Below are 23727 nucleotides of genomic sequence, written 5' to 3'. Positions count from 1 at the left end.
CGTCCGGACAATCCCGGATGTTCGCCCGGATGTCCGCCCCTTGCCGATTGCCGAAATATTGATTGATAATGGTTCTCATTAATAATAGAATCCTCCGCTGATCCGATCCGGAGGAGGAAAATCCCGTGAGATGCAGGCTGTGGAGCGTGTGGGGTTGGCTGTGCCTGAGCCTGCTGTGGGCAGCGGGCTCCGCCCAGGCCGCGTCCGTCCTGTTCCTGGCGACGGGCAACGTCGCGCCGGGGAAATTCCGCACGCTGGCGGAAATCGCGCGGCCGCACGGCGTGACCGTCGAGTCGCGCTTCATGAAGGACATCCCCGAGGGCGCGGACGAGGGCCTGTTCAAGGACTACGACGCGGTCTTCATCGACACCTACCTGCAGGACGCCATGCGCGGCCGGCTGGCGGGCGCGCTGCCGGGCGCGCGGCTGCCCATCGCCTGGCTGTGGGACCAGCGGCCCGACTCGCTCAACATGCCGGCGCCGCTGGCCCGGCGGCTGGCCGTGTACTACTCCAACGGCGGGCGGGCGAATTTCGATCATTTCTTCGCCACGGTGGCCGCCTGGCTGGCGGGCCGGCCGACCGACGGCATCGCCGACCCGGTCGTCTTCCCCACCGCCGCGCTGTACCACCCTGACGCGCCGGATCCCTTCTTCACCGATCCGCTCGCCTACCTGCGCTGGAAGGGGCTGAGCGACGCGCAGATCCACGATCCGGCGCGCCGGCCGCCGGTCGTGGCCATCGCCTTCCACGAGCAGGCCGTCTCGTCGCTGCAGACCCGGCTGATCGACGCGCTGATCCGGCGGGTCGAGTCGCGCGGCGCGATCCCCATGGCCTACTACCATCCGGTGACCGACGACGGGGTGATCGAGCGGCTGCTGAGCGACCAGGGGCGGGCGCTGGCGGACACGGCGATCAGCACGCGCATCATGCTGGAGCCCAACGCGCCGCGCCGCGCCTTCGAGACGCTGGGAATCCCCGTGATCCAGGCGATGCCCTACCGCCAGGGCGGCGAGGCCAAGTGGCGCGCCGATCCGCAGGGCGTGGCGCTCATCGACGTGCCGTTCTACCTGTCCCAGGCGGAATACGCGGGGATCACCGACATCCAGGTGGCCTCGGCCATGGACGAGGCCGAGCAGCAGCTCGTGCCCATCGAGGCGCAGCTCGACACCGTGGTGGGCAAGGCCCTGCGGCTGGCGGCGCTGCGGCGCATGCCGAACGCCGACAAGCGCCTGACGGTGTTCTTCTGGAACTACCCCGCGGGGGAAAAGAACCTGTCGGCCTCGTTTCTGAACGTGCCCGAAAGCCTGTCGGCCACGCTGGCGGCACTGAAGGACGCGGGCTACGACACCTCGGCGCCCGCCCAGGAGGCGCTGCTGCCCCAACTGCAGCCCCTGCTGGAGCCCTACTACCGCGAAGGCCGGCTGGAAGGCCTGCTGGCCGACGGCCTGGCCGAGCGGCTGCCCCTGGCCGACTATCGCGCCTGGCTGGAGACGCTGCCGCCGGCGGTGCGCGCGGCGCTGGATGCGCAATGGGGGCCGCCGGAGTCTTCCGGCATGGTGCTGCGCGAGGGCGGCACGGCCTACTTCGTGGTGCCCCGCCTGATGCTGGGCAAGGTCGCGGTCCTGCCGCAGCCGCCGCGCGGCGAGCGCTCCAGCGACCGGGAACGGGAGCTCTACCACTCCACGACGTCCCTGCCTTCGCATTTCTACCTGGCCGCCTACCTGTGGGCGCGGACCCGCCAGGCGAGCGACGCCTTCGTGCATTTCGGCACGCACGGCTCGCAGGAATGGCTGCCCGGCAAGGAACGCGGCCTGTCGGCGACGGAGGACTATCCGATGCTGACGCTGGGCGACGTGCCGGTGGTGTATCCCTACATCGCCGACAACATCGGCGAGGCCCTGCACGCCCGCCGGCGCGGCCGCGCGGTCATCGTCAGCCACCAGACGCCACCGTTCCGGCCGGCCGGCATGCACGACGAGCTGACGGCCATGCACGACCTGCTGCACCAGTGGCTGAACCAGGACGAGGGCGCCGTGCGCGAGCGGATCCGCGCCGACCTGATCGGGAAGGTGCGCCAGGCGCACATCGAGCGCGACATGGGCTGGACCGGGGACCGGGTGGAGCGGGAATTCCCGGCCTTCCTCGACGCCCTGCACGCGCACCTGCACGAACTGGCGCGGACCGCGCAGCCGCTGGGCCTGCACGCGCTGGGCCGCGCGCCCCAGGAGGCCCACCGCCTGTCCACGGTCCTGATGATGCTGGGCCAGCCGTTCTGGGACGCCGCCGCGGCCCGGGCCGGCGCGGCGCCCAAGGACCTGGACGAGGCGCTGGCCGTCGATTACGAAAAACTGGCGCAATCGGCGCCCTACGCGCTGCTGCGCGCCGCGCTGGTGGAAGGGCGGATGCCGGAGGACGCCTCGCCCGAGCTGCGCGCCCAGCTGGAGCAGGGGCGCGCCTGGTACGAGGCCATCGGCGCCCAGGGCGAGCTGCCGGGGCTGCTGGCCGCGCTGGCCGGGCGCTACGTGTCCACTTCCTACGGCGGCGATCCGATCAAGAATCCGGAGGCCTATCCCACGGGCCGCAATCTGTACGGCTTCGATCCCTCGCGTGTGCCCACGCCGCAGGCCTGGGAGGCCGGCAAGGAGGCCGCCGAGAACCTGATCGCGGCCCACCGGCAGCAGACCGGCGCGGCGCCGAAGAAGATCACCTTCTCGCTGTGGTCGGTGGAGACCATGCGCCACCAGGGCCTGCTGGAAGCCCAGGCCCTGTGGCTGATGGGCGTGGAGCCGGTCTGGGACAAGGGCGGGCGTGTCACCGACGTGCGGCTGGTGCCGCGCGAGACCCTGGGCCGCCCGCGCGTGGACGTGGTGCTGTCGGCCACCGGCCTGTACCGGGATCATTTCCCCAACGCCATGAAGCAGCTCGCGCGCGCCGTGCAGCTGGCCGCCCAGGCCGGCGGCGAACCCGACAACGCCGTGGCGGCCAACACCGGGCGCATCCAGGCGCAGCTGCAGGCCGGCGGGGTGCCCGAGGCGGCGGCCCGCGCGGCGGCCGAGACGCGGCTGTTTTCCTCGGCTTCCGGGCAGTACGCGACCGGCCTGGACGAGGCCGCGCTGGCGACCGACACCTGGGAGGGCAAGGAAGAAGGCGACCGCAAGCTCGCCGACCTGTACCTGTCGAAGATGCAGTACGCCTACGGCCCGGACGCCGCCACCTGGGGCCAGGCGGGCGCGGCGGGCAACGCCGCCGTCAACCTTTACGCCGAGCAGCTGCGCGGCACCGAGGGCGCGGTGCTGTCGCGGTCCTCGAACACCTACGGGATGCTGACCACGGACGATCCCTTCCAGTATCTGGGCGGGATCGGCCTGGCGGTGCGGCGCCTGGACGGCGCGCCGCCGCAGCTCTACATCTCCAACCTGCGCGGCGGCGGCGCGGGGCGGGTGGAAGGCGCGGCGCAATTCCTCGCCAAGGAGCTGGCCACGCGCCAGTTCCATCCCGGCTACATCAAGGGGCTGATGGCCGAAGGCTATTCCGGCACGCTGCAGGTGCTGGACGCGACCAACAACCTGTGGGGCTGGACGGCGGTGGCGCGCGAGGTGGTGCGCGACGACCAGTGGGAGCAGATGGCCGACGTCTACGTGCGCGACAAATACGACCTGGGCCTGAAGGCCTGGTTCGAGAAGGAGAACCCGCACGCCCTGGCCCAGACCATCGAGCGGATGATCGAGGCGGCGCGCCAGGGCTACTGGCAGGCCGAGCCGGGGACGCTCGAATTGCTGAAGGAACGCTACCGCGATCTGGCCGCGCGTTTCGACGTGCGCAGCGACAACGCCCGGTTCCTGGAATACGTGGCCGACGGCCAGGCGGCCGACACCGCCTTCGCCGCGCCGCCCGAGGCGCCCCCGCAGCCGGCGGCCCCGCCCGCCGCGCAGGAGGCCCCGCAGGCGCCGACCGAGCGCGTCGAGGGCATGAAGCTGGAACGCACGCCCGACGCCGCGGACCAGTCCGTCGCCGACCGCGCCCTGGATCTGGCGCGCCTGGCGCTCGCCGCCCTGCTGCTGGCCGTCCTGGGCGCCGGGGCGCTGCGCCAGGCGCGCCGGCCCGCGGGCCCGGGCCGCATGCCGGCCCATCCGTCCTAACCGTGTTCCCGCGTCCCGGATCGCCCGGCTCCGGCTGGATCCGGCCGAAGCCGGCCGCCGCTCCCGGCCGAGGCACCGGAGGCGGCGTCCCCCCATCCATTTCGAGGAAACCCACCCATGAGCCACTTGCTTGAAACCCTGATGTACCAGATCGGCCAGATCTTTCTGATCCCGACCCTGGTGATCATCGCCCTGCTGTTCCTCTACGCCCTCCAGGCGCTGGGCGGCTTCCTGGTCTGCTGGTGGCAGCGGCGCGGCCGCGCGCCGGGCCGCGAGACGCACGACCTGCGCTGCTTCGACCTGCTGCGCTGGGCCGCCGCGCACCCCGCCGCCCAGGGCGACGAGTGGGACGTGGCCGCGCACCGGCTGCTGGAGGTGCCGCGCATCGTGTCCCGCGTGGCCCCCATGATGGGCCTGGTGGCGACCATGATCCCGATGGGGCCCGCTCTGCGCGGCCTGGGCGACGGCGATCTCTCGGCCATGTCGGGCAGCCTGTCGGTGGCGTTCTCCGCCGTGATCGTGGCCCTGATCACGGCCTCGATCACGTTCTGGATCGTGTCGGTGCGCCGCCGCTGGCTGGCCGAGGAACTGGCCTGGCTGCAGTCGCGCGCGCCGCTGTCCGCCTCCGCCTCCGCGCCGGGCCTGGCCGGACCGACGGCCCAGGAGGAGCGGGAATGGGACGAGACCCCGGCGGCGGGCAGGGCGGTCGCATGAAGTTCCTGGCGGAAACCGAGGCCGACGACCCCATCCTCTCGGTCGTCAACCTGATCGACATCTTCCTGGTGGTGATCGCGGCGCTGCTGATCGGCATGGCCAGCAATCCGGTCATGCAGGCCATGACGCGGCAGGACGTGACGGTGGTCACGGATGCCGGCAAGCCGACCATGGAGATGATCGTCAAGCAGGGCGAGCGCATCGAGCGCTTCAAGTCCACCGGCCAGGCGGGCCAGGGCGAGGGCACCAAGGCCGGCGTGGCCTACCGCATGAAGGACGGCAGCGTCGTCTACGTGCCCGAAGCCGGCGCCCCGGCCGGCGACTGAGGCCGGCTGCGGCGCCGGTGCGTGGCCAGGGAAGCTGCCGGACCCGTCCCCGCGCCGCGTGCGGCTGCGGGTCCGGCGGCTTCCCGGGGCGCCCGGCAGGGCCGCAGCAGCGTGACGTCGCCGTCGGTCGGCATGATGCCTCGCATGGGCTCGCAGCGCCCACCGGCGCACCAGTCGTAGTCGGCGGTGTAGGGCGAGCGCGACAGGCGCAGTTCGTCCAGCGGGCCGGTACGGGGCTGGTAGACGTACCAGCCGTCGGGGCGCAGCGTGGCGTCGGGCGGCGGCTCCATGCCCGCGCCGGAGCCCAGGATGCGCGCCTGGCCGGGGACCAGGACCGGGCGGCCGTCCGGACCGGACCGGACCGTGTAGTCCTCTTCCCAGCGGATCTTCTCGATCGAGTGGGTCCAGGCCAGCGTGAAGGCGCGCACCGGCACGAAGCGCGGCGGCACCCCGGGCGCCGCCGCCAGGCTCAGGCAGACCCCCAGGGCGCCCAGCATCAGGCTGCCGTCTGCGCCGCGCGGGCGCGGCGGGTGCGCGCCACGTGCCAGGCCAGGAACAGCGCCGTGGCCGCGAAGCCGATGTCGTCGGTGAGCGGGATGGCCGCCACCAGCAGGATGGCCGCCGCGATGGCGTAGAGCCGCTCGAACCAGCTGATCGGCGTGAGCAGGAAGCCGGTGATGCCGGCCGCCCACAGCGTGATGGCGACCAGCGCCTTGAAGACGATGTAGGCCACGTCCAGCGTGCCGCCGCCCTGCAGCATCAGGGCCGGCGAATAGACCGCCATGTAGGGGACCACGAAGCCCGCCACGGCCACGCGCAGCGCCTGGATGCTGATCTTCAGGCCGTTTTCCCGCGCGATGGGCGCGGCGGCGAAGGCCGCCAGCGCCACCGGCGGGGTCAGGTCGGCCATGATGCCGAAATAGAACACGAACATGTGCGAGATGATCAGCGGCACGCCCAGCTTCAGCAGGATGGGCGCGGCCAGCGAACTGGTGATGATGTAGTTCGGGATCGTCGGGATGCCCATGCCCAGCACCAGGCAGGTGATCATGGTGAGGAACAGCGCCAGGAACAGGCTGTCCTCGCCGATGGCGATCACCTGGCCGCCGAATTCGGCGGCCACGCCGGTGAGGTTGATGATGCCGATGATGACGCCCACCAGCGCGCAGGCCGCCGCGACCGACAGGGCGTTGCGCGCGCCCTCGGCCAGGGAATCGAGCGCCAGCCGCAGCGTGTCGCGCCCGTGCCTGCGCGCCAGCAGCGCCAGGCCCAGAATGGCGATGATGACGAAGAAGTCCGTGACGCCGAACTGGATGAAGCCCGCGCAGGCGATGCCCAGCAGCAGCCAGAAGACGTAGCGCAGGACGGGTTGCGAGGCCCCCTGGATGACGGCGGCGCCGAAGATCAGGATCACCGTCAGGCCCAGGCCGATGGTGCCGGAGAACAGCGGCGTGTAGCCGGAGAACAGCAGCGCCACCAGGCCGATCAGGGGCAGCAGCAGATACCAGCGCGCGCGCACGGCCTTCCAGGGGTCGGGGCAGTCTTCCTTGGCCAGGCCGTGCAGGCCGCGCCGGCCGGCCTCCAGGTGGACGGAGATGAAGGCGGTGGTGAAGTACAGGATGGCCGGGATGAGGGCGGCCTTGACCACTTCCACGTAGGGGATGTTGAGCGTCTCGGCCATGATGAAAGCCACCGCCCCCATCACCGGCGGCATGATCTGCCCGCCCATGCTGGAGGTGGCTTCGACCCCGCCGGCGAAGGCGGGGGAATAGCCGAAGCGCTTCATCAGCGGGATGGTGAACTGGCCGGTGGTGACGACGTTGGCCACGCCCGAGCCATTGATGGTGCCCATCAGGCCGGAACTGACCACGGAGACCTTGGCCGGCCCGCCGCGCGTGTGGCCGACCATGCCCATGGAGAAGTCGCTGAACAGCTGGATCATGCCCGCCTGTTCCAGGAACGCGCCGAACAGGATGAACAGATAGATGTAGGTGGAGGACACGTAGGTGGGCGTGCCGTAGATGCCTTCGACGCCGAAGCCCAGGGTGCTGACGATCTGGTCGAAGCCGTAGCCCCGGTGCACGAAGGGGCCGGGCATGTACTGGCCGAACAGGCCGTAGGCCAGGAACAGGCCGCAGATGATGGGCAGGGCCCAGCCCATCATGCGGCGGGTGGCCTCGAAGACCAGCAGGATGGTGAGGATGCCCACCACCATGTCGGCGTCGGTCATCTGGCCGGCGCGCGCCGTCAGGTCGGACTCGAAGACCCAGTGGTACAGGCTGAGGGCGAAGCCCAGGATGCCCAGGCCCCAGCCCAGCGCCCCGCGGGCGCGGCCGCCGCCGGAATACAGGGAAAAGATCATCAGCAGCACGAAGCCGACGTGGACCGCCCGGACCACCTGGCTGGACAGGGGGCTGTAGGCGGCGGTCCAGATCTGGAAGCAGGAAAAGACGACGGCGATCCAGAAGATGGCGCGCGGCAGGGGCTGCGCGGCGATGTCGTGGGGAGAGCTCATGAGCGGGGATCCGGAGACTGAAAAGGCGGTTCAGACGCAGGTCGGAACCGCCCCGGGGAAGGGAAGGGCGCATCGCGCCCGCGGGCGGGCCCGGCGGCGGCGCGGCGCCCGTGCGCAGATCATTTGATCAGGCCGACTTCCTTGTAGTAGCGCTCTGCGCCCGGGTGCAGCGGCACCGGCATGCCTTTCAGGGCGTTGTCGCGCTGGATGGTCTTGGCGGCGTTGTGGGCGGATTTCAGGGTGTCGAGCTGCTCGTAGAACACCTTCGTCATCTGGTAGACCAGGTCGTCGGGCACCGTCGAGGCGGTCACCAGGAAGTTCGGCACCGCCGCCGTGGGCGTGTCTTCGGTCTGGCCCTCATAGGTGCCGGCCGGGATGGTGGCCGGCTGGTAGGCCGCGTTGCCGATCTTGGCGATGACGTCGGCCGGGATGGGCACGACCACGATCTTCACCGAGGTCGCCAGGTCGCGGATGGAGGACACGCCCAGGCCGGCCGACTGCAGGGTCACGTCCAGCTGGCGGTTCTTCATCAGCTCGACCGATTCGCCGAAGGGCAGGTATTCGACCTTGGAGAAGTCGCCGTAGCTCAGGCCGGCGGCCTTGAGGACGGCGCGGGCGTTGAGTTCCGTGCCGGAGCGGGCGGCGCCCACGGAGATGCGCTTGCCTTTGAGGTCGGCCAGGGTCTTGATGCCGGAATCGCCGTTGGCGACGATCTGGATGTAGTTGTTGTAGGTGGCCGTCATGCCGCGCAGGTTCTTCAGCGGCGCCTTGAAGCCGGCCTCGGCGTTGCCGGTGTAGGCGTCGGACACGGTGTCGGCCAGCGCGAACGCGAGTTCGCCGCGGCCGGCCTGCAGCAGGTTCATGTTTTCGGCCGAGGCCTTGGAGACCTGGGCGGTGGATTTGGCGTCGGGGATGTGCTTGTTGTAGATCTGGGACAGGGCCACGCCCAGGGGATAGTAGACGCCGCTCTGGCCGCCGGTCAGGATGTTGATGAACTGGGTGCCTGCCTGAGCGGGAGCGGCGGCGATGGCGGCGGTGACCGCCACGGCGCACGCGGCCAGCCATTTGTTGATGGGCATGGTGGATTCCTCTTCAGTTGCGATGGGGTGCGAACCTGCATGGTAGCAAGGGTCGCCGCGCGCTCCACTCCGTAATCACCCTAAAAACGAGGGGGGTTTCCGGTGCCGCGGAACGCGGATTTTCCCCGGATCGCCCGGCCCGCCGGGAGGAGGACGGCGGGCCGGGCCGGGCTCAGGCAGCCGCCAGCGGCCGGTATGCCGTCACGTCCATCTCGACCCGGGCGTCGATCATCAGGCGCGACTCGACGGTGGAGCGGGCCGGCCGGTGCGCGCCGAAGCATTCCATGTAGACGCGGTTGAAGGCGCCGAAGTCGCGCGCGTCGTCCAGCCAGACGCCGACCTTGCACACGTCGTCCAGCGTGCAGCCGGCCAGGGTCAGGGCGCGGCGCAGATTCTCGAAGACCTGGCGGGTCTGGGCCTCGATGCCGCCCGCCACCAGTTCGCCGCGCTCGTCGACCGGCACCTGGCCCGAGACGAAGACGAAATCCCCGGCGCGCACGGCGGGGGAGAAGGGGCGGACCTGGCGGTCGGAAGCCTGGGGCTGACCGCCGAGCAGTTGCACGGAAGGCATGGTGTCTCCTATGTAATAAATTTACAGGGAAAACCCTGAACATAGATTCGTTGACAGGGATTCAGGCTGAAAATAGCATGTAAATGTAATTTTATTACTAACGGGGAGACACATGCAATCACGTACTTTTCCGGCCCGGACCTGTTCCGGCCAGCCTTCCGACCCCCGGCGGCGCCAGGTGCTGCTGGCTGGCGCCCTCGGCCTGCCGGCCCTGGGCCTGATGGGCGGCCGGGCCTTCGCCGCGGCCGGCCAGTCGGTCGCCCTGGCCATGATCGGCGAGCCGCAGACGCTCGATCCCATGCTCACCACCGCCGACCTGGTGGGCACCCTCATGCAGCACGTCTACGAACCCCTGTACACCTTCGATTCGCACTGGCGCATCGTGCCGATGCTGGCGGCGGGCATGCCTACGATGCAGGACGGCGGCCGCCGGGTCGATATCCCGGTCCGCCAGGGGGTGGCGTTCCACGACGGCCAGCCGATGAAGATGAGCGACGTGGTGGCCTCGCTGAAGCGCTGGATGGCGGTGTCGCCGCGCGGCAAGTCCGTGGCGGCCGAGGTCGAGGCCGTCGAGGCCGCGTCCGACACCGTCCTGACGCTGCGGATGAAGGCGCCCTACGCGCCGCTGCCGGCCCAGCTCGCGCTGCCCACCAGCATGGCCGCCATCATGCCCGAGCGCACCATCGCCGCGCAGATGACGGAATTCGTCGGCACCGGCCCGTACCGCCTGAAGGAACGCCGCCCGGACCAGTACACCCTGCTGGAAAAATTCGACCGGTACGCCGCGCGCACCGAGGCGCCCGACGGCTACGGCGGCCGCCGCATCGCCCACATCCGCGAACTGCGCTTCATCCCCGTGCCGGACGCCAACACGCGGGTCGAGGGCGTGCTCTCGGGCCAGTTCGCCTACGCCGACCTGCTGCCCGTGGACGCCGCCGGCCGGCTGGAAAAGGGCGGCGACCAGGTCGTGCCCCTGATCGGCAAGAACTTCGGCTTTCCCTATCTGGTGTTCAACACCAAGGGCACGCTGGCCACGGCCGCGCTGCGCCAGGCCGCCCAGGCCGCCATCGGCGCCGAGGAACTGATGGCCGCCGCCTTCGGCGACCCCAAGTTCTTCAGCATCGGCGCCAATTTCTTCCCGCAGGGCACGCCGTACTATTCGCTGGCCGGCGCGCAGCATTACAACGTCAACGACCCCAAGCTCGCCGCCGATCTGGCGAAGAAGGCCGGCTACGCGGGCAAGCCGATCCGCATCCTGGCCAGCCGCCAGTACGAATTCCACTACAACCTGGCGCTGGTGCTGGCGGAGCAGTTCAAGCGCGCCGGGCTGGAGACCGACCTGCAGGTGGTGGACTGGGCCACGCTGCTGCAGCGCCGCAACGATCCCGCGCTCTGGGACATCTACATCACGCACTCCGGCCTGTTCCCGGAGCCCATGCTGTCGCCGCCGCAACTGGGCGCGAACGCGCCGGGCTGGTGGGAAAGCCCGGAAAAGAAGGCCGCGCTCGACGCCTTCAACCAGGAAGTCGATCTGGCCAGGCGCGGGCCGCTGTGGGGCGCGGTGCAGGCGCTGATCTACGAGCAGGTGCCCTTCATCGAGCTGGGCAAGTTCAACAGCCTGTCGGCGCGCTCCGCCCGGCTGCAGGGCTACACGCCCAGCGCCTGGCCCGCCTTCTGGAACGTGAAGCTGGCCTGACGGGGACACGATGCGCGCGGCTCTGAAGGTCCTCGCCTCCCGGCTGCTGGGAGGCTGCGTGGTGCTGCTGATCGTGGCGGTGATGGTGTTCTCGCTGGTGCACCTGGCCTCCGGCGATCCGATCGCCGTGCTGCTGGGCGACCAGGCCACCGCCGCCGACATCGCCCAGGTCCGCGCGCAGTACGGCCTGGACCGCCCCCTGGCGACGCAGTTCTTCCTCTGGATGGGGCAGGTCGTGCAGGGCAACCTGGGCATGTCGATCTTCATGCAGCAGCCGGTGGCCGAGGTGCTCTGGAGCCGCGCCGAGCCCACCCTGATGCTGGCGACGCTGTCGGTGCTGATCGCCACCCTGATCGGCGTGCCCTGCGGGGTGCTGGCGGCGGTCTGGCGCGGCTCGCGCACCGACCAGGCGCTCAGCGCCGTGGCCATGTGCGCGGCCAGCGTGCCCAGCTTCTGGATGGGGCTGATCCTGATCCGCATCTTCGCCGTGCAGCTGGGCTGGCTGCCCGCCTCGGGCTACGGGCCGCCCGACGCGGGCCTGCTGGAAAAGCTGCGCCACATGATCCTGCCCTCGGCGGTGCTGGGCATCCTGAATTCCGCCCTCATCATCCGCTTCACCCGCGCGTCGATGCTCGACACGCTGGGCGAGGACTACGTGCGCACGGCGCGGGCCAAGGGCCTGTCCGAGCCGGCCGTGATCGTGCGCCACGTGCTCAGGAACGCCCTGATCCCCATCGTCACGGTCATCGGCCTGACCATGGCCCTGATGATCGGCGGCACCGTGGTCACCGAGACCGTGTTCAACCTGCCCGGGGTGGGCGGGCTGGTGGTGCGCGCCGTGCTGCGGCGCGACTATCCGGTCATCCAGGGCACGCTGCTGGTGGTCGCCTTCATCTACGTGCTCATCAATTTCATGATCGATTTCCTCTACACCGTGATCGACCCGCGCATCCGGGAGGCGCGGTGAGCGCCCGGCCCGCGGCCGGCGGCGCCGGCGCCCGCGCGGCGTGGGCCGGATCGACGGCGCGCGCCGCCCATCCCTGGCGGGTCTTCGCGCGCCGCCTGTTCGCCCGCCGCGTGGTGGCCCTGGCGGCGCTGGCGCTGCTCGCCGTCGTGGCGCTGGCGCTGGCCGTCTCCTGGGTCTCGGTGGTGGACCCGAACGCCATCGCCATCGCCCGGCGCCTGCGCGCGCCGTCCTGGGAATTCTGGGGCGGCACCGATCACCTGGGGCGCGACGTCATGCTGCGCGTGGCCTACGGCGGGCGCTATTCGCTGATGATCGGCTTTGCCACGGCCATCGGCGCGGTCGTGCTCGGCACCCTGCTGGGCATGCTGGCCGGCTATTTCCGCTGGCTCGACGGGCCGGTCATGCGCGTGGTCGACGCCATGATGGCCTTCCCGGACATCCTGCTGGGCATCGCCCTGGTCGCCATCCTGGGGCCCTCGCTGTGGAACGTGGTGCTGGCCCTGGTCATCGTCTACACTCCGCGCGTGGCCCGGGTGGCGCGCGCATCCACCCTGGTGCTGCGCGACCTGCTGTACGTGGACGCCGCCCGCGCCCTGGGCACGCCCACCTGGCGCATCCTGTGGATGCACGTGCTGCCCGGGCTGGTGTCGCCGGTGCTGGTGCAGCTCACCTTCATCTTCGCCTACGCCATCCTCGCCGAGGCCGGCCTGTCGTTCCTGGGCGTGGGGGTGCCGCCGGCGATCCCCACCTGGGGCACCATGATCGCCGGCAGCCTGAGCTACATGGACAAGGCGTTCTGGACCATCGTCTATCCCGGCCTGGCCATCGTCCTCACCTCGCTGTCGCTGCAGATCGTGGGCGACGGCATCCGCGATTCCCTGGACCCCAAGCTGAGGAAGAACACATGAGCAGCGCACATGCGCCGGCCGCCGCCCCCGCCTCCGCCGGGACCCCGCGGCTGCGGGTGGAGAACCTGTCCACCTCCTTCATGACCGAGCGGGGGCGCGTCCAGAGCGTGGCCGACGTGTCCTTCACCGTGCCGGTGGGCCGCACCCTGGCCCTGGTGGGCGAATCGGGCTCGGGCAAGTCCGTCAGCAACCTCAGCCTGATGAACCTGCACGCGCGCAGCGCGCAGCCGCGCATCGGCGGCAGCGCGCGCTTCCTGCGCCGCAACGGCGAGACGGTCGAGCTGATCGGCCTGGCCGAGCCGGTGTTCCGCACGCTGCGCGGCAACGAGATCGCCATGGTGTTCCAGGAGCCCATGACCAGCCTGAATCCGCTGCTCGCCGTGGGCGAGCAGATCGCCGAATCCGTGCGCCTGCACCAGGGGCTGGGCCGCGCCGCCGCCCTGGCCCAGGCGCAGCGCATGCTGGAGCTGGTCGAGATCCCGGCGGCGGCGCGGCGCCTGCACGAATATCCGCACCAGCTCTCCGGCGGCATGCGCCAGCGCGTGATGATCGCCATCGCCATGGCCTGTTCGCCGACGCTGCTGATCGCCGACGAGCCCACCACCGCGCTGGACGTGACGATCCAGGCGCAGATCCTGGCGCTGATCGGGCGCCTGCAGAAGGAAACCGGCATGAGCGTGCTGTTCGTGACGCACAACCTGGGCGTGGTGGCGCAGTACGCCGACGAGATCGCCGTCATGTACGCCGGCCGCATCGTCGAGCGCGGCGACGTGCGCCGCCTGTTCGACCGGCCCGCGCATCCCTACACCCGCGCCCTGCTGAACTGCCTGCCCGCCATGGCGCGTCGGCGCGGCGCTGTCCGCGCCGACGGCCGCCCGCGCCTGGCCGCCATCGAGGGCCAGGTCTCCAGCCCCTTCGACATGCCGCCGGGCTGCGCCTTCCGGCCGCGCTGCCCGCTGGCCGTGCCGGCCTGCGACCTGGCCGTGCCGCCGATGGTCCGGATCGACGAGCGCCAGGAGGCGCGCTGCATCCGCATCGGGGAGATCGAGCGCATCGGGGAGATCGAGCCATGAGCCGCGCCGCCTCGGTCGCATCCGCAGCCCCTGACGCCTCCGCTGCGTCCGCCATGCCGGTCGCATCCGCCGCTTCTTCCGCCGCCCCCGGTCCGCTGGTCGAGATCGCCGGACTGTGCAAGCAGTTCGGCCCGCCGTCCGCGCCGGTGCGCGCCGTGGTGGACGTGGGTTTCACCATCGCGCGCGGCGAGACCGTCGGCCTGGTGGGCGAATCCGGTTCGGGCAAGACCACCATCGGCCGCATGCTGACGCGCCTGACCGAGCCCAGCGCAGGCCGCGTGCTGTATCGCGGCGGCGACGCGCCGGTGGACCTGGCCGCCATCAGCCTGCGCCGGTACCGGCCGCTGCGCGCCCGCATCCAGATGATCTTCCAGGACCCCTATGCCAGCCTGAACCCGCGCCTGCGCATCCGCCAGATCATCGGCGAGGCCCTGGACACCCACGGCCTGCACCAGGGGGCCGCGCGGCTGCCGCGCATCCACGCGCTGCTGCGCCAGGTCGGCCTGGACGAGGACCACGCCGAACGCTATCCGCACGAGTTCTCCGGCGGCCAGCGCCAGCGCATCGGCATCGCCCGCGCCCTGGCGGTCGAGCCGGAGTTCATCGTCGCCGACGAGCCGCTCTCGGCGCTGGACGTGTCGATCCAGGCGCAGGTCATCAACCTGCTGTCGGACCTGCGCGACCGGCTGGGCCTGACCCTGCTGTTCATTTCCCACGATCTGGATGTGGTGGAATACTTGTGCGACCGGGTGGTGGTGCTGTACCTGGGCCGGGTGGTCGAGATCGCCCCCACGCGGGCGCTGTACGACCGGCCCCGCCACCCCTACACCCGTGCGCTGCTGGCGGCTTCGCCCACGCCGGACCCGGCCCTGCGGCGCGAGATCCCGCTGCTGGAAGGCGATCTGCCCAGCCCCGCCAACCCCCCCTCGGGCTGCGTGTTCCGCACCCGCTGTCCGCTGGCCGAAGCGCGCTGCGCGAGCCACGACATGACCCCGCGGCCGCTGGGCGACGGCCGCTGGAGCGCCTGCTGGCGCGACGAATGACCCCGACAGGAAACACGATGGACGACCACGACATGAACGAATTGAACGCCCGCCTGGACGCCCGCCGCAAGGGCTACCCGCCCGCCGCCGCGCCCTGCGCGCCCGGGCGGATCGGCGAGCGCGGCTGGAACCTGTACCGCGACGACCTGTCCTATCCGGTGGCGGTGCTCGATGCCGGCGCGCTGGAGCACAATCTGCGCTGGATGCAGGCCTTCGCCGAGGCGCGCGGCGTGGTCCTGGCGCCGCACGGCAAGACCACCATGTCGCCGGAAATCTTCCGCCGCCAGCTGCGCGCGGGCGCCTGGGGGCTGACCTTCGCCACGGTGTGCCAGGCGGGCGTGGGCGTCCGCGCGGGCGCGCGCCGCATCGTCATCGCCAACCAGGTCGTGGCCGCCGCCGACCTGGACGGCCTGGCGGCCCTGCTGGCCGCCCACGACGGCCTGCGCATCTGGTTCCTGGTCGATTCCGAGGCCCAGGCGGGCGTGATCGAGGACTGGGCGCGGCGCCGCGGCCGCGCCGCCCCCCTGGACTGCCTGCTGGAGATCGGCGTCCCGGGCCAGCGCACCGGCTGCCGCACGGCCGGGCAGGCCCTGGCGCTGGCGCGCCGCATCCGCGCCAGCGGCGCCCTGCGGCTGGGCGGCATCGAATGCTACGAGGGCGGCCTGGCCCGCGGCGACCTGCGCCGCGACGAGGCCGACGTGGCGGCCTTCCTGGAGCGGGTGGGCGCCATCGCGCGGGACTGCGACCGCGAAGGGCTGTTCGAGGACGCGGAGATCCTGCTGAGCGCGGGCGGCTCGGCGGTCTTCGACGTGGTGGCGCCCGCGCTGCGCGCCGAGCTGTCGCGGCCGGTGCGCGGCGTGCTGCGCTCCGGCTGCTACATCGCCCACGACCACGATTTCTACGCGGGCATGCTGCGCAACGTCGAGGCGCGCCTGGGCCTGGAGACGGGCGGCAGCCTGCGCCCCGCCCTGTCGGTCTGGACGATGGTGCAGTCCGTGCCGGAGCCGGGGCTGGCGCTGCTCGGCTGCGGCAAGCGCGACATTTCCCACGACCTGTCGCTGCCCCAGCCGGTCGGCCACGCGCCGCGCGGCGCGCTGGAGCGCCGGCCGGCGCCGCCGTCCTGGAAGCTGACGGCCCTGAACGACCATCACGCCTACCTGCGCTTCGATCCCGGCCAGGCGCCCGCCGTGGGCGACCGCGTGATCCTGGGCATTTCCCATCCCTGCACGACCTTCGACAAATGGACCTGGATGCCGCTGGCGGACGACCGCGGCGGCGTCGTGGGCGCCGTGACGATCCATTTCTGAGGAGGCCGGACATGAACGACTGGTCTGGAGAAGAAAGCCTGCAGCAGCGGCTGCGCGCCGAGCTGCCGGCCCTGCCCAAGGCCCAGCAGCGGGTGGTGACGGTGCTGCTGGCCGATCCGGGCTCGCGGGTCAACCAGACGGTGGAATCCATCGCCGCCCAGGCGGAAGTCTCCATGCCCTCGGTGGTGCGTACCTGCCGGCGCTTCGGCTTCGACAGCGTGCGCGAATTCATGCTGGCGCTCGCCCAGGACCTGGCGCTGTCGCCGCACCACCTGCACCGCAACGTCTCGCTCAGCGACGAAGGCCCCGACGTGGCGCGCAAGATCATCCAGGGCGCCATCTCCTCGCTGGCGTCGCTGCAGCGCCGCCTGGACACCGAGGTGCTGGACCGGGTGGCGCGCCGCCTGGTCGAGGCCTCCCGGGTGGATGCGTATTCCGTGGGCGCGACCTCGGGCTTCATGGCCCAGGAACTGCAGGCCCGCCTGTTCCGCCTGGGCATTCGCGCGCACGCCTTCAGCGACCCGCACCAGCAGCTGATCTCGGCCAGCTCCCTGGATGCCGCGGGGGTGGCCTTCGTCATTTCGCACGTGGGCAGCATGCCGTTCGCGCTGGAGGCCGCCCGCCTGGCGCGCAGCCGCGGGGCCACCGTGGTGGCGCTGACGCAGCCGCGCACGCCGCTGGCCCAGTGCGCCGACCTGTGCCTGGCGGTGTCCGTGCCGCAGGACACGACCATGCGGGTGGGCACCGAGGCCTACCTGGCCCACCTGCTGGTGATCGAGATCCTGATGGTGCGCGTGGCGCAGGCGCTGGGCCCCGAGACCCTCGAAAAACTCCGGCAGTTCAAGCGCGTGCTGGAGCAGCACGGCGTCGACAGCTCCGTCTACACCGGCCTTTACTGAGATTTCATGGAAGAAGCGCCCCTCACCGTACTGTGCAATGGCCGGGTCCACGACGGCTCCGCCGCCCCGCTGCGCGCGGCCGACGTCTGGCTGCGGGACGACCGGATCGTCGCCGTCCGCGCGGCCGGCGATCCGCTGCCGGCCTCCCCGGCCGCGTGCGCCGCGGCCCGGCGGGTGGACTGCGCCGGGCGGGTCGTGGCGCCGGGTTTCATCGACGTCCATACGCACGACGACGCCATCGTGCTGGAGCAGCCCGACATGCTGCCCAAGCTGTCCCAGGGCATCACCACCGTGATCGGCGGGAACTGCGGCATTTCCCTGGTGCCGCTGGTCACGGACGAGCCCGCCGCGCCGCTGTCGCTGCTGGGCCGGCGCCAGTTCCGCTTCCCGGACGTGGCCTCCTACCGGGCGGCGGTGGACGCCGTCCGCCCGGCGGTCAACGTGGCGCTGCTGGTCGGCCACACGGCCCTGCGCATGCGGACCATGGCCGCGCTGGACCGGCCCGCCGACGACGGCGAACTGGAGCGCATGGCCGCGCTCCTGGACCAGGCGATGCGCGACGGCGCCGTGGGCCTGTCCTCGGGCGTGTTCTACGCCCCCGCCTACGCCGCCGACGTGCGCGAGCTGGCCGCGCTGGTGCGCGTGGTCGCGCCCTACGGCGGGGTCTACGCCACGCACATCCGCGACGAGCTGAAGGGCATCCTGGAGGCCATCGACGAGGCCGCCCTCACGGCGCGCGAGGGCGGCGCCTTCCTGGTGCTGTCGCACCACAAGTGCGCCGGGCCGATGAACTGGGGGCGCACCGGCCAGACCCTGGGCCGCATCGAGGCCCTGGCCCGGCGCCAGCCCATCGGGCTGGACGTCTACCCCTACACGGCCGGCTCGACCGTGCTGCGCGAGGACCTGGTGGACGGGGTGATCGACATCCTCATCACCGGCAGCGTGCCGCACCCCGGCATGGCGGGCCGCCACCTGGCCGACATCGCCGCCGAATGGGGCGTGTCCCAGGTCGAGGCCTGCCGCCGCCTGCAGCCGGGCGGCGCCTGCTATTTCCAGATGCGGCAGGACGACGTGGACCGCATCGTCAGCCACCCCCTGGCCATGATCGGTTCGGACGGCCTGCCGCACGACGAGCGGCCGCACCCGCGCCTGTGGGGGGCGTTCCCCCGCGTGCTGGACCAGTACTGGCGCGAAAAGGGCCTGCTGCCGCTGGAGCAGGCGCTGCACAAGATGACGGGCCTGTCCGCCGGCCGCTTCCACCTGGAGGGCCGGGGCCGCCTGCGGCCCGGCGGCTACGCCGACATCGTCGTGCTGGACCCGGCGCGTGTGCGCGACCGGGCCACCTACGCCGAACCGGCCCGCTTCAGCGAGGGCATCGAGCAGGTCTGGGTCAACGGCCGCCTCAGCTATACTGCCCGGGACCAGGCCTGCATCCGACGCGCCGGGCGCTTCGTGCCGCGCGCGGCGGACGCTTCCTCGCCCGCCGTTCCGCCGGCCGCGTCCTGAAGAGGGGCCTGCCGCTCCGTCCGTCCGTCCGGTGCGTGTGCGTGCGCCGGCCCGGCGGGGCGCCCGCGGCCTCCACGCGCCGTCCGCCCCATGAAACTGCCCTCCGCACCCCGTATCGATCTGCTGGAACCCGCCGTGATGCTGGCGACGGTGCTGCAATGGCTGGTCCTGGCCTCCCTGACCGGGCTGGTGGTCGGCTGCGGCACCAGCCTGTTCCTGCACGCGCTGTTCTTCTCGACCGGCCGCACCCAGTCCATGCCGCTGTGGGCCTACTGGGGCCTGCTGCCCCTGGCGGGGCTGGCCAACGGCCTGCTGATGGAGTACGCGCGCCGCCGCGTGGAAGCGTCGGGCCTGAAGGATTCCATCTTCGCCGCCGTGCACGAGCAGGGCGGCCGCATGCCCTGGCGCACGCTGTGGGTCAAGCCGGTGGCGGCCGTCATCACCCTGGCCAGCGGCGGCTCGGCCGGCAAGGAAGGCCCCTGCTCCCACCTGGGCGCCTCGCTGGGCGCGGCGATCGGCCGGATGTTCCGGCTCAACGCCGAGCTGCGCCAGCGCATCGTGGCCTGCGGCGTGAGCGCCGGCTTCGCCAGCGTGTTCGGCACGCCCATCGCCGGCGCCCTGTACGGCGTGGAGATGCTGATCATCGGCCGCATCCGCCACGATTTCCTGTTTCCCGCGCTGATCGCGGGGGTGACCTCGTACCAGGTCAGCAAGGCCCTGGGCATTCCCTACGAGCACTATGCCATCGACGTGCTGCCGGTGTTTTCCGAGCCGCTGTTCCTGCGCACCCTCCTGGTCGGCATGCTGTGCGGACTGGTGGCGCGCGTGTTCGTGGACCTGATCTACGCCGTGCGCAACGCCTGTCACCGGCTGCAGGCCCGATGGAACGTGTGGCCGCCGCTGATGCCGCTGGGCGGCGGCCTGGCGCTGGCGCTGCTGGTTTCTCTCGCCATCCCGACGGACTACCTGGGCCTGAGCCTGCCGCTCATGGACCGGGCCCTGGCGGGCGAGGCCATGCCTTATGCGGGCTTCCTGTGGAAGACGATCCTGGTGGCGGTGACGCTGGGCTCGGGCTTCTATGGCGGCATCGTCACGCCCCAGTTCGTCATCGGCGCCGTGGCGGGCAATGCCTTCGCGCACCTGTTCGGCATCAGCCCCTCCCTGGGCGCCGCCGTGGGGCTGGTATCGGTGGTGGCCGCCGCGTCGAACACGCCGCTGGCCGCCATCCTGATGGGGGTGGAGCTGTTCGGCGGCGCGGTCGGCACGCTGTATGCGGCCGGCTCGGCCATCGCCGCCTACCTGATCATCGGCCACCGCAGCGTCTATCCGGACCAGCGCCTGGGGTACGCCAAGTCGTCCTGGATGCGGGTGCGGCCCGACATCCCGGTCGGCCAGGAAAAGACCCACCTGTCCTACGGCCTGCTCAAGAGCTGGCGCCAGATGCGGATGCGGGGATGGCGGCTCTGGCCGGGCGCGGACCGGCGCGCGGACCGGCGCGCGGGCGGCGGGCGAAGCGCCGGCGGAGGAGGCCGGAACGATGCGCAATCCTGAACTGATGCTGGCCGGGATCGGCCTCGTGGCCATGGGCGCCCAGTGGCTGGCCTGGCGCCTGCGGGTGCCGGCGATCCTGTTCCTGCTGCTGGCGGGCATCGCCGTGGGGCCGCTGGCCGGCTGGCTCGATCCCGACGCCCTGTTCGGCGAGCTGCTGTTCCCGCTCGTGTCGCTGTCGGTGGCCGTGATCCTGTTCGAGGGCAGCCTGACGCTGGAATTCCACCAGACGCGCGGACTGGAACGGGTGGTGCGGCGGCTGGTGACGGGCGGCACCCTGATTGCCTGGGCGGTGGCGGCCGTGGCGGTGCACGTCTTCCTCGACTTTCCCTGGGACCTGGCGGTGCTGTTCGGCGCGATCACGGCCGTCACGGGGCCGACCGTCATTGCGCCGCTGCTCAAGACCGTGCGCCCCGTGGCGCCGGTGGCCCATGCCCTGCGCTGGGAAGGCATCCTGATCGACCCCATCGGCGCGCTGCTGGCCGTGGTGGCCTACGACCTGATGGTGGCCCTGCGCATGACCCACGAATGGAGCCATGCCCTGTGGGCCTTCGGCGCCACGCTGGCGACGGGGCTGTGCGTCGGCGCGGCGGCGGGCTGGCTGCTGGGCACGCTGCTGCGGCGCGGCTGGGTGCCCGATTCCCTGCTCAATCTGTCGGTGCTGGCGCTGGTGTTCGCCGCCTTCGCCCTGTCCAACGCGGCGCAGCACGAATCCGGCCTGCTGGCCGTGACCATCATGGGCATCTGGCTGGCGAACCGGCCGGGCGTGCCGGTGCGCGACATCCTGGAATTCAAGGAAACCCTCAGCCAGATCCTGCTCTCGGCCCTGTTCATCCTGCTGGCGGCGCGCGTGGCGCCCGGCCAGATCTTCGGCCTGGGCTGGCCCGCCCTGGCCGTGCTGGCGGTGATGCTGTGGGTGGGGCGGCCGCTGAAGGTGCTGTTCTCCACCTGGGGCTCGGGGCTGAACTGGCGCGAGCGCGGCCTGCTGGCCTGGATCGCGCCGCGCGGCATCGTGGCGGCGGCGGTGTCCGCGCTGTTCGCCCTGCGCCTGGAGAAGATGGACGTGCCCCACGCCGACCGGCTGCTGCCGATGACCTTCCTGCTGATCATCGGCACGGTGATCTGGCAGAGCCTGACGGCGCGGCCCATGGCGCGCCTGCTGAAGGCGGCCGAGCCGGACCGGGTGGGCTTCCTGATCGCGGGCGCCAATCCCGTGGCCCGGGCCATCGGCCAGGCGCTGCACGAGCAGGGCGTGCCGGTGCGGCTGTGCGACAGCGACTGGTACAGCCTGTCGCTCGCCCGCATGATGGGCCTGCCCACCTACCACGGCAGCCCGGTGTCGGAGCATGCCCAGCGCAACCTGGACACCACCGGCCTGGGGCGCCTGCTGGCCCTGGGGGTGCGCGACGACGTCAACCAGCTCATCACGGCGCGCGCCCGCGACGAGTTCGGCAAGCGCAAGGTCTTCAGCCTGCCGCGCTCGCAGGACGCCGGCCAGGCCGAGAAGCACCTGCTGGACGCGGCCTATCGCGGCCGCACGCTGTTCGCCCCCGAACTCGGCTACTGGAAGCTGTCCGCCCTGCTGGCGGCCGGCGCCCGGGTCAAGGCCACGCGCCTGTCCGACAGCTTCGATTTCGCGCAGTATCTTGCCGCCCGGCCGGACCATCCCGTGATCCCGCTGTTCGCCCTGAACCCCAAGGGTTACGCGCTGCCGTTCACCCTGGACGAGACGCTGCAGCCCGGCGCGGGCTGGACGATCATCGGGCTGCACGAGGACGAGCCGAATGGGGTCAATGGTGCGAACGGCGGCGGTGGCGGCGTGGCTGGCGTCGCTAGCGCGAATGGCGCGAATGGTGCGAATGGCACGGATGGTGCGAATGGTGCGAATGGTGCGAATGATGCGAAGGACGGGGGCGGCGCGGAAGGCCCGGTCGGCGCGCGGGCGCCGGGCATGCCCGGGGCGGACGGATCATGACGGCCCGCCCGGCCGGATCGCCGTGCCCGGACGCGGCGCGCGCGGCGGGCGGCGAGGGCGCCCCGGGCCGGCGCGTGTTCTTCGCCCTGTGGCCCGACGCCGAGGCCGTCGAAACCTTGTCGGGCTGGGCGCGCCAGGCCCATGCGGCGTTCGGCGGGCGCATCATGCGGCCCGAGACCCTGCACCTGACCCTGGCCTTCCTGGGCACGGTGCCTCTCGACCGGATTGCGGACCTGACGGCCCTGCTGGAGGAAGCCCGCCCGATCGGCGGCACGCTGCGCCTGGACCGCTACGGCCGCTTCCACGGCCCGAAGATCGTCTGGGCCGGCCCGTCGGCGACGCCGCCCTGGCTGGACGCGCTGCACGGCTGGCTGTGGCGGGCGCTGGCGCGCCGGGGCTTCGCGCGGCCGGACGAACCGTTCCGCCCGCACGTGTCGCTGCTGCGCCGCGCGGAGCCGGGCGAGCTGGACACGCTGCCCGCGCCCGCGCCCCTGGACTGGACGCCGCGCCGCTGCGTGCTGGCGGCCTCGGCGCCGAGTCCGGCGGGGTCCTTCTACGAGATCCTGGCCGAACGTGTATTGACCCGGCGGAACCCGCACGGTTCAGGCGGCTAGTGCAAATGCCTCAGCCGGGGTTTTCATCTTCAGCGCCTGGTGCGGGGGGGCGGTGCTTGTAAAAGCCGGTCCAGTCGCCCATCGCGCGGCTGGCATGCGGCAGCGATTCAAATCGGTGCCGGTGGGCACCTTGTTCTTTCAACGTCCGGGCGACACGTTCGGCCATGCCGCTTTGCTGCGGACAGTCCTTGACCGCCGCCGGCGAAGTGAACGATGCACCACGCTGCATCTTGTGTTCGATGGCCTGGCGCACGCTCCAGCCGCCGCGCAGCGCCTCGGTCTCGTAGAGCTGGCGGGTCTGGACATCCTTGACCGACAGCAGCCGGACATAGGCCGACCACGGCAGGGTGAAGGCCTGGGCCAGTTCGGAGAGATCGAATTTCCGAGACACTGTCTGGGAATTCTCGATGAGCAGTCCGTCTCCAGATTTCCGGGACAGTGTCTCGGAGCGACCAATCTCCCAATAGCTGGCCGTCATCAGCGCGTTGACGCTGCGTGCCGACGTGCGGCACGCCGGCAGCTTCGGGACGTGACGGCACGGATTCGTCCCGTCGGGGCGCAGTCCCCACACTTCGGCCAGGTTGAGCATCTTGCGCAGCGAAGCTCTTCGGCAACAGCCAGAAAGCATCCGAGATGCCCAAGGTCCACCAGTTTTGCCTTCCGTTAAAACGCCGCCCGACGCTATCAAGTCCACTCGATGATCATGAGATGGCGCTGAGGAGTTGTTCCGTTTTTTCCCAAAGATTGCGAGCTGTCAGGCGACATGACAAACTGACCCCCTGGCGACATGGAGAACTGACCCCTTCATGATCACATCAGGAGGGATCATCCATGCAAGAAGCCGAGT

18 protein-coding genes and 1 pseudogene are annotated in these 23727 nt (G+C 71.3%); 14 read left to right on the top strand and 5 right to left on the bottom strand.

All coding sequences use genetic code 11. The annotated features are described in order from the left end of the window. Window positions 1–125: 125 nt before the first annotated feature. The 3 genes from cobN (at window position 126) to HNR28_RS10805 (ending at window position 5179) form a co-directional block, all read left to right on the top strand. Window positions 126–4139 (top strand): cobaltochelatase subunit CobN, encoded by a 4014-nt coding sequence (gene cobN / locus HNR28_RS10815; protein ID WP_249043904.1) that lies wholly within the window; start codon window positions 126–128, stop codon window positions 4137–4139. Between the two features lie 117 nt (window positions 4140–4256). Continuing rightward, window positions 4257–4853 (top strand): MotA/TolQ/ExbB proton channel family protein, encoded by a 597-nt coding sequence (locus tag HNR28_RS10810; protein WP_151024995.1) that lies wholly within the window; start codon window positions 4257–4259, stop codon window positions 4851–4853. After that, complete coding sequence (locus HNR28_RS10805) at window positions 4850–5179, top strand: DUF2149 domain-containing protein (RefSeq protein WP_151024996.1); 330 nt, start codon at window positions 4850–4852, stop codon at window positions 5177–5179. The genes HNR28_RS10810 and HNR28_RS10805 overlap by 4 nt, the downstream gene beginning before the upstream one ends. Here HNR28_RS10805 and HNR28_RS10800 read toward each other — a convergent pair. From HNR28_RS10800 to HNR28_RS10785, 4 genes are all read right to left on the bottom strand, one after another. After that, window positions 5143–5676: a DUF1850 domain-containing protein gene (locus HNR28_RS10800; RefSeq protein ID WP_151024994.1), complete on the bottom strand. Its 534-nt coding sequence runs from the start codon at window positions 5674–5676 to the stop codon at window positions 5143–5145. The two genes, HNR28_RS10805 and HNR28_RS10800, sit on opposite strands and share 37 nt — an antisense overlap. After that, window positions 5676–7694, bottom strand: a complete 2019-nt coding sequence (locus HNR28_RS10795) for a TRAP transporter permease (protein WP_043679439.1) — start codon at window positions 7692–7694, stop codon at window positions 5676–5678. Before HNR28_RS10795 ends, HNR28_RS10800 begins: the two co-directional genes overlap by 1 nt. 119 nt (window positions 7695–7813) lie before the next feature. Continuing rightward, a complete protein-coding gene (locus HNR28_RS10790) occupies window positions 7814–8773 on the bottom strand; it encodes a TAXI family TRAP transporter solute-binding subunit (protein WP_043679442.1) in 960 nt (319 codons plus the stop codon). A gap of 172 nt (window positions 8774–8945) precedes the next feature. Beyond that, window positions 8946–9344 (bottom strand): RidA family protein, encoded by a 399-nt coding sequence (locus tag HNR28_RS10785; protein ID WP_043679445.1) that lies wholly within the window; start codon window positions 9342–9344, stop codon window positions 8946–8948. A 112-nt stretch (window positions 9345–9456) separates the two neighbouring features. On the opposite strand from HNR28_RS10785, the gene HNR28_RS10780 reads away from it, so the two are divergent. From HNR28_RS10780 to thpR, 11 genes are all read left to right on the top strand, one after another. Further along, window positions 9457–11040, top strand: a complete 1584-nt coding sequence (locus HNR28_RS10780) for an ABC transporter substrate-binding protein (protein WP_043679448.1) — start codon at window positions 9457–9459, stop codon at window positions 11038–11040. Between the two features lie 10 nt (window positions 11041–11050). After that, window positions 11051–12007, top strand: coding sequence for an ABC transporter permease (locus HNR28_RS10775; RefSeq protein WP_043679451.1), 957 nt, complete (start codon window positions 11051–11053; stop codon window positions 12005–12007). Window positions 12008–12102: 95 nt separating this feature from the next. Further along, window positions 12103–12915, top strand: coding sequence for an ABC transporter permease (locus tag HNR28_RS10770; protein WP_043685459.1), 813 nt, complete (start codon window positions 12103–12105; stop codon window positions 12913–12915). After that, a complete protein-coding gene (locus HNR28_RS10765; protein ID WP_043679454.1) occupies window positions 12912–13988 on the top strand; it encodes an ABC transporter ATP-binding protein in 1077 nt (358 codons plus the stop codon). Before HNR28_RS10770 ends, HNR28_RS10765 begins: the two co-directional genes overlap by 4 nt. A 53-nt stretch (window positions 13989–14041) precedes the next feature. Then, complete coding sequence (locus tag HNR28_RS10760) at window positions 14042–15031, top strand: ABC transporter ATP-binding protein (protein ID WP_052355516.1); 990 nt, start codon at window positions 14042–14044, stop codon at window positions 15029–15031. A 17-nt stretch (window positions 15032–15048) separates the two neighbouring features. After that, a complete protein-coding gene (locus HNR28_RS10755) occupies window positions 15049–16338 on the top strand; it encodes an amino acid deaminase (protein WP_244978271.1) in 1290 nt (429 codons plus the stop codon). Between the two features lie 11 nt (window positions 16339–16349). Further along, the gene (locus HNR28_RS10750; protein WP_043679460.1) at window positions 16350–17237 is read left to right on the top strand and encodes a MurR/RpiR family transcriptional regulator; all 888 of its coding nucleotides are present in this window, start codon (window positions 16350–16352) and stop codon (window positions 17235–17237) included. A gap of 6 nt (window positions 17238–17243) precedes the next feature. Beyond that, window positions 17244–18743 carry an N-acyl-D-amino-acid deacylase family protein gene (locus tag HNR28_RS10745; protein ID WP_151025319.1) on the top strand — a complete coding sequence of 500 codons (1500 nt, stop codon included), beginning with the start codon at window positions 17244–17246 and terminating at the stop codon, window positions 18741–18743. A 90-nt stretch (window positions 18744–18833) separates the two neighbouring features. Further along, complete coding sequence (locus HNR28_RS10740) at window positions 18834–20294, top strand: chloride channel protein (protein WP_211369340.1); 1461 nt, start codon at window positions 18834–18836, stop codon at window positions 20292–20294. Beyond that, on the top strand, window positions 20281–22266 hold the full coding sequence (locus HNR28_RS10735; RefSeq protein WP_184142879.1) for a cation:proton antiporter: 1986 nt from the start codon (window positions 20281–20283) through the stop codon (window positions 22264–22266). The genes HNR28_RS10740 and HNR28_RS10735 overlap by 14 nt, the downstream gene beginning before the upstream one ends. Continuing rightward, window positions 22263–22880 (top strand): RNA 2',3'-cyclic phosphodiesterase, encoded by a 618-nt coding sequence (gene thpR / locus HNR28_RS10730; RefSeq protein WP_151025678.1) that lies wholly within the window; start codon window positions 22263–22265, stop codon window positions 22878–22880. The genes HNR28_RS10735 and thpR overlap by 4 nt, the downstream gene beginning before the upstream one ends. Window positions 22881–23124: 244 nt before the next feature. On the opposite strand, the pseudogene HNR28_RS10720 reads toward thpR, so the two are convergent. After that, window positions 23125–23358: pseudogene (locus HNR28_RS10720) on the bottom strand (DUF1016 domain-containing protein); the annotation flags it as partial. Between the last annotated feature and the right edge of the window lie 369 nt (window positions 23359–23727).

Source organism: Castellaniella defragrans, assembly GCF_014203015.1.
GTDB classification, from domain to species: domain Bacteria; phylum Pseudomonadota; class Gammaproteobacteria; order Burkholderiales; family Burkholderiaceae_B; genus Castellaniella; species Castellaniella defragrans.
Note: the sequence above shows the minus strand (reverse complement) of the source record. Positions and strands in the feature narration are given on the sequence as shown.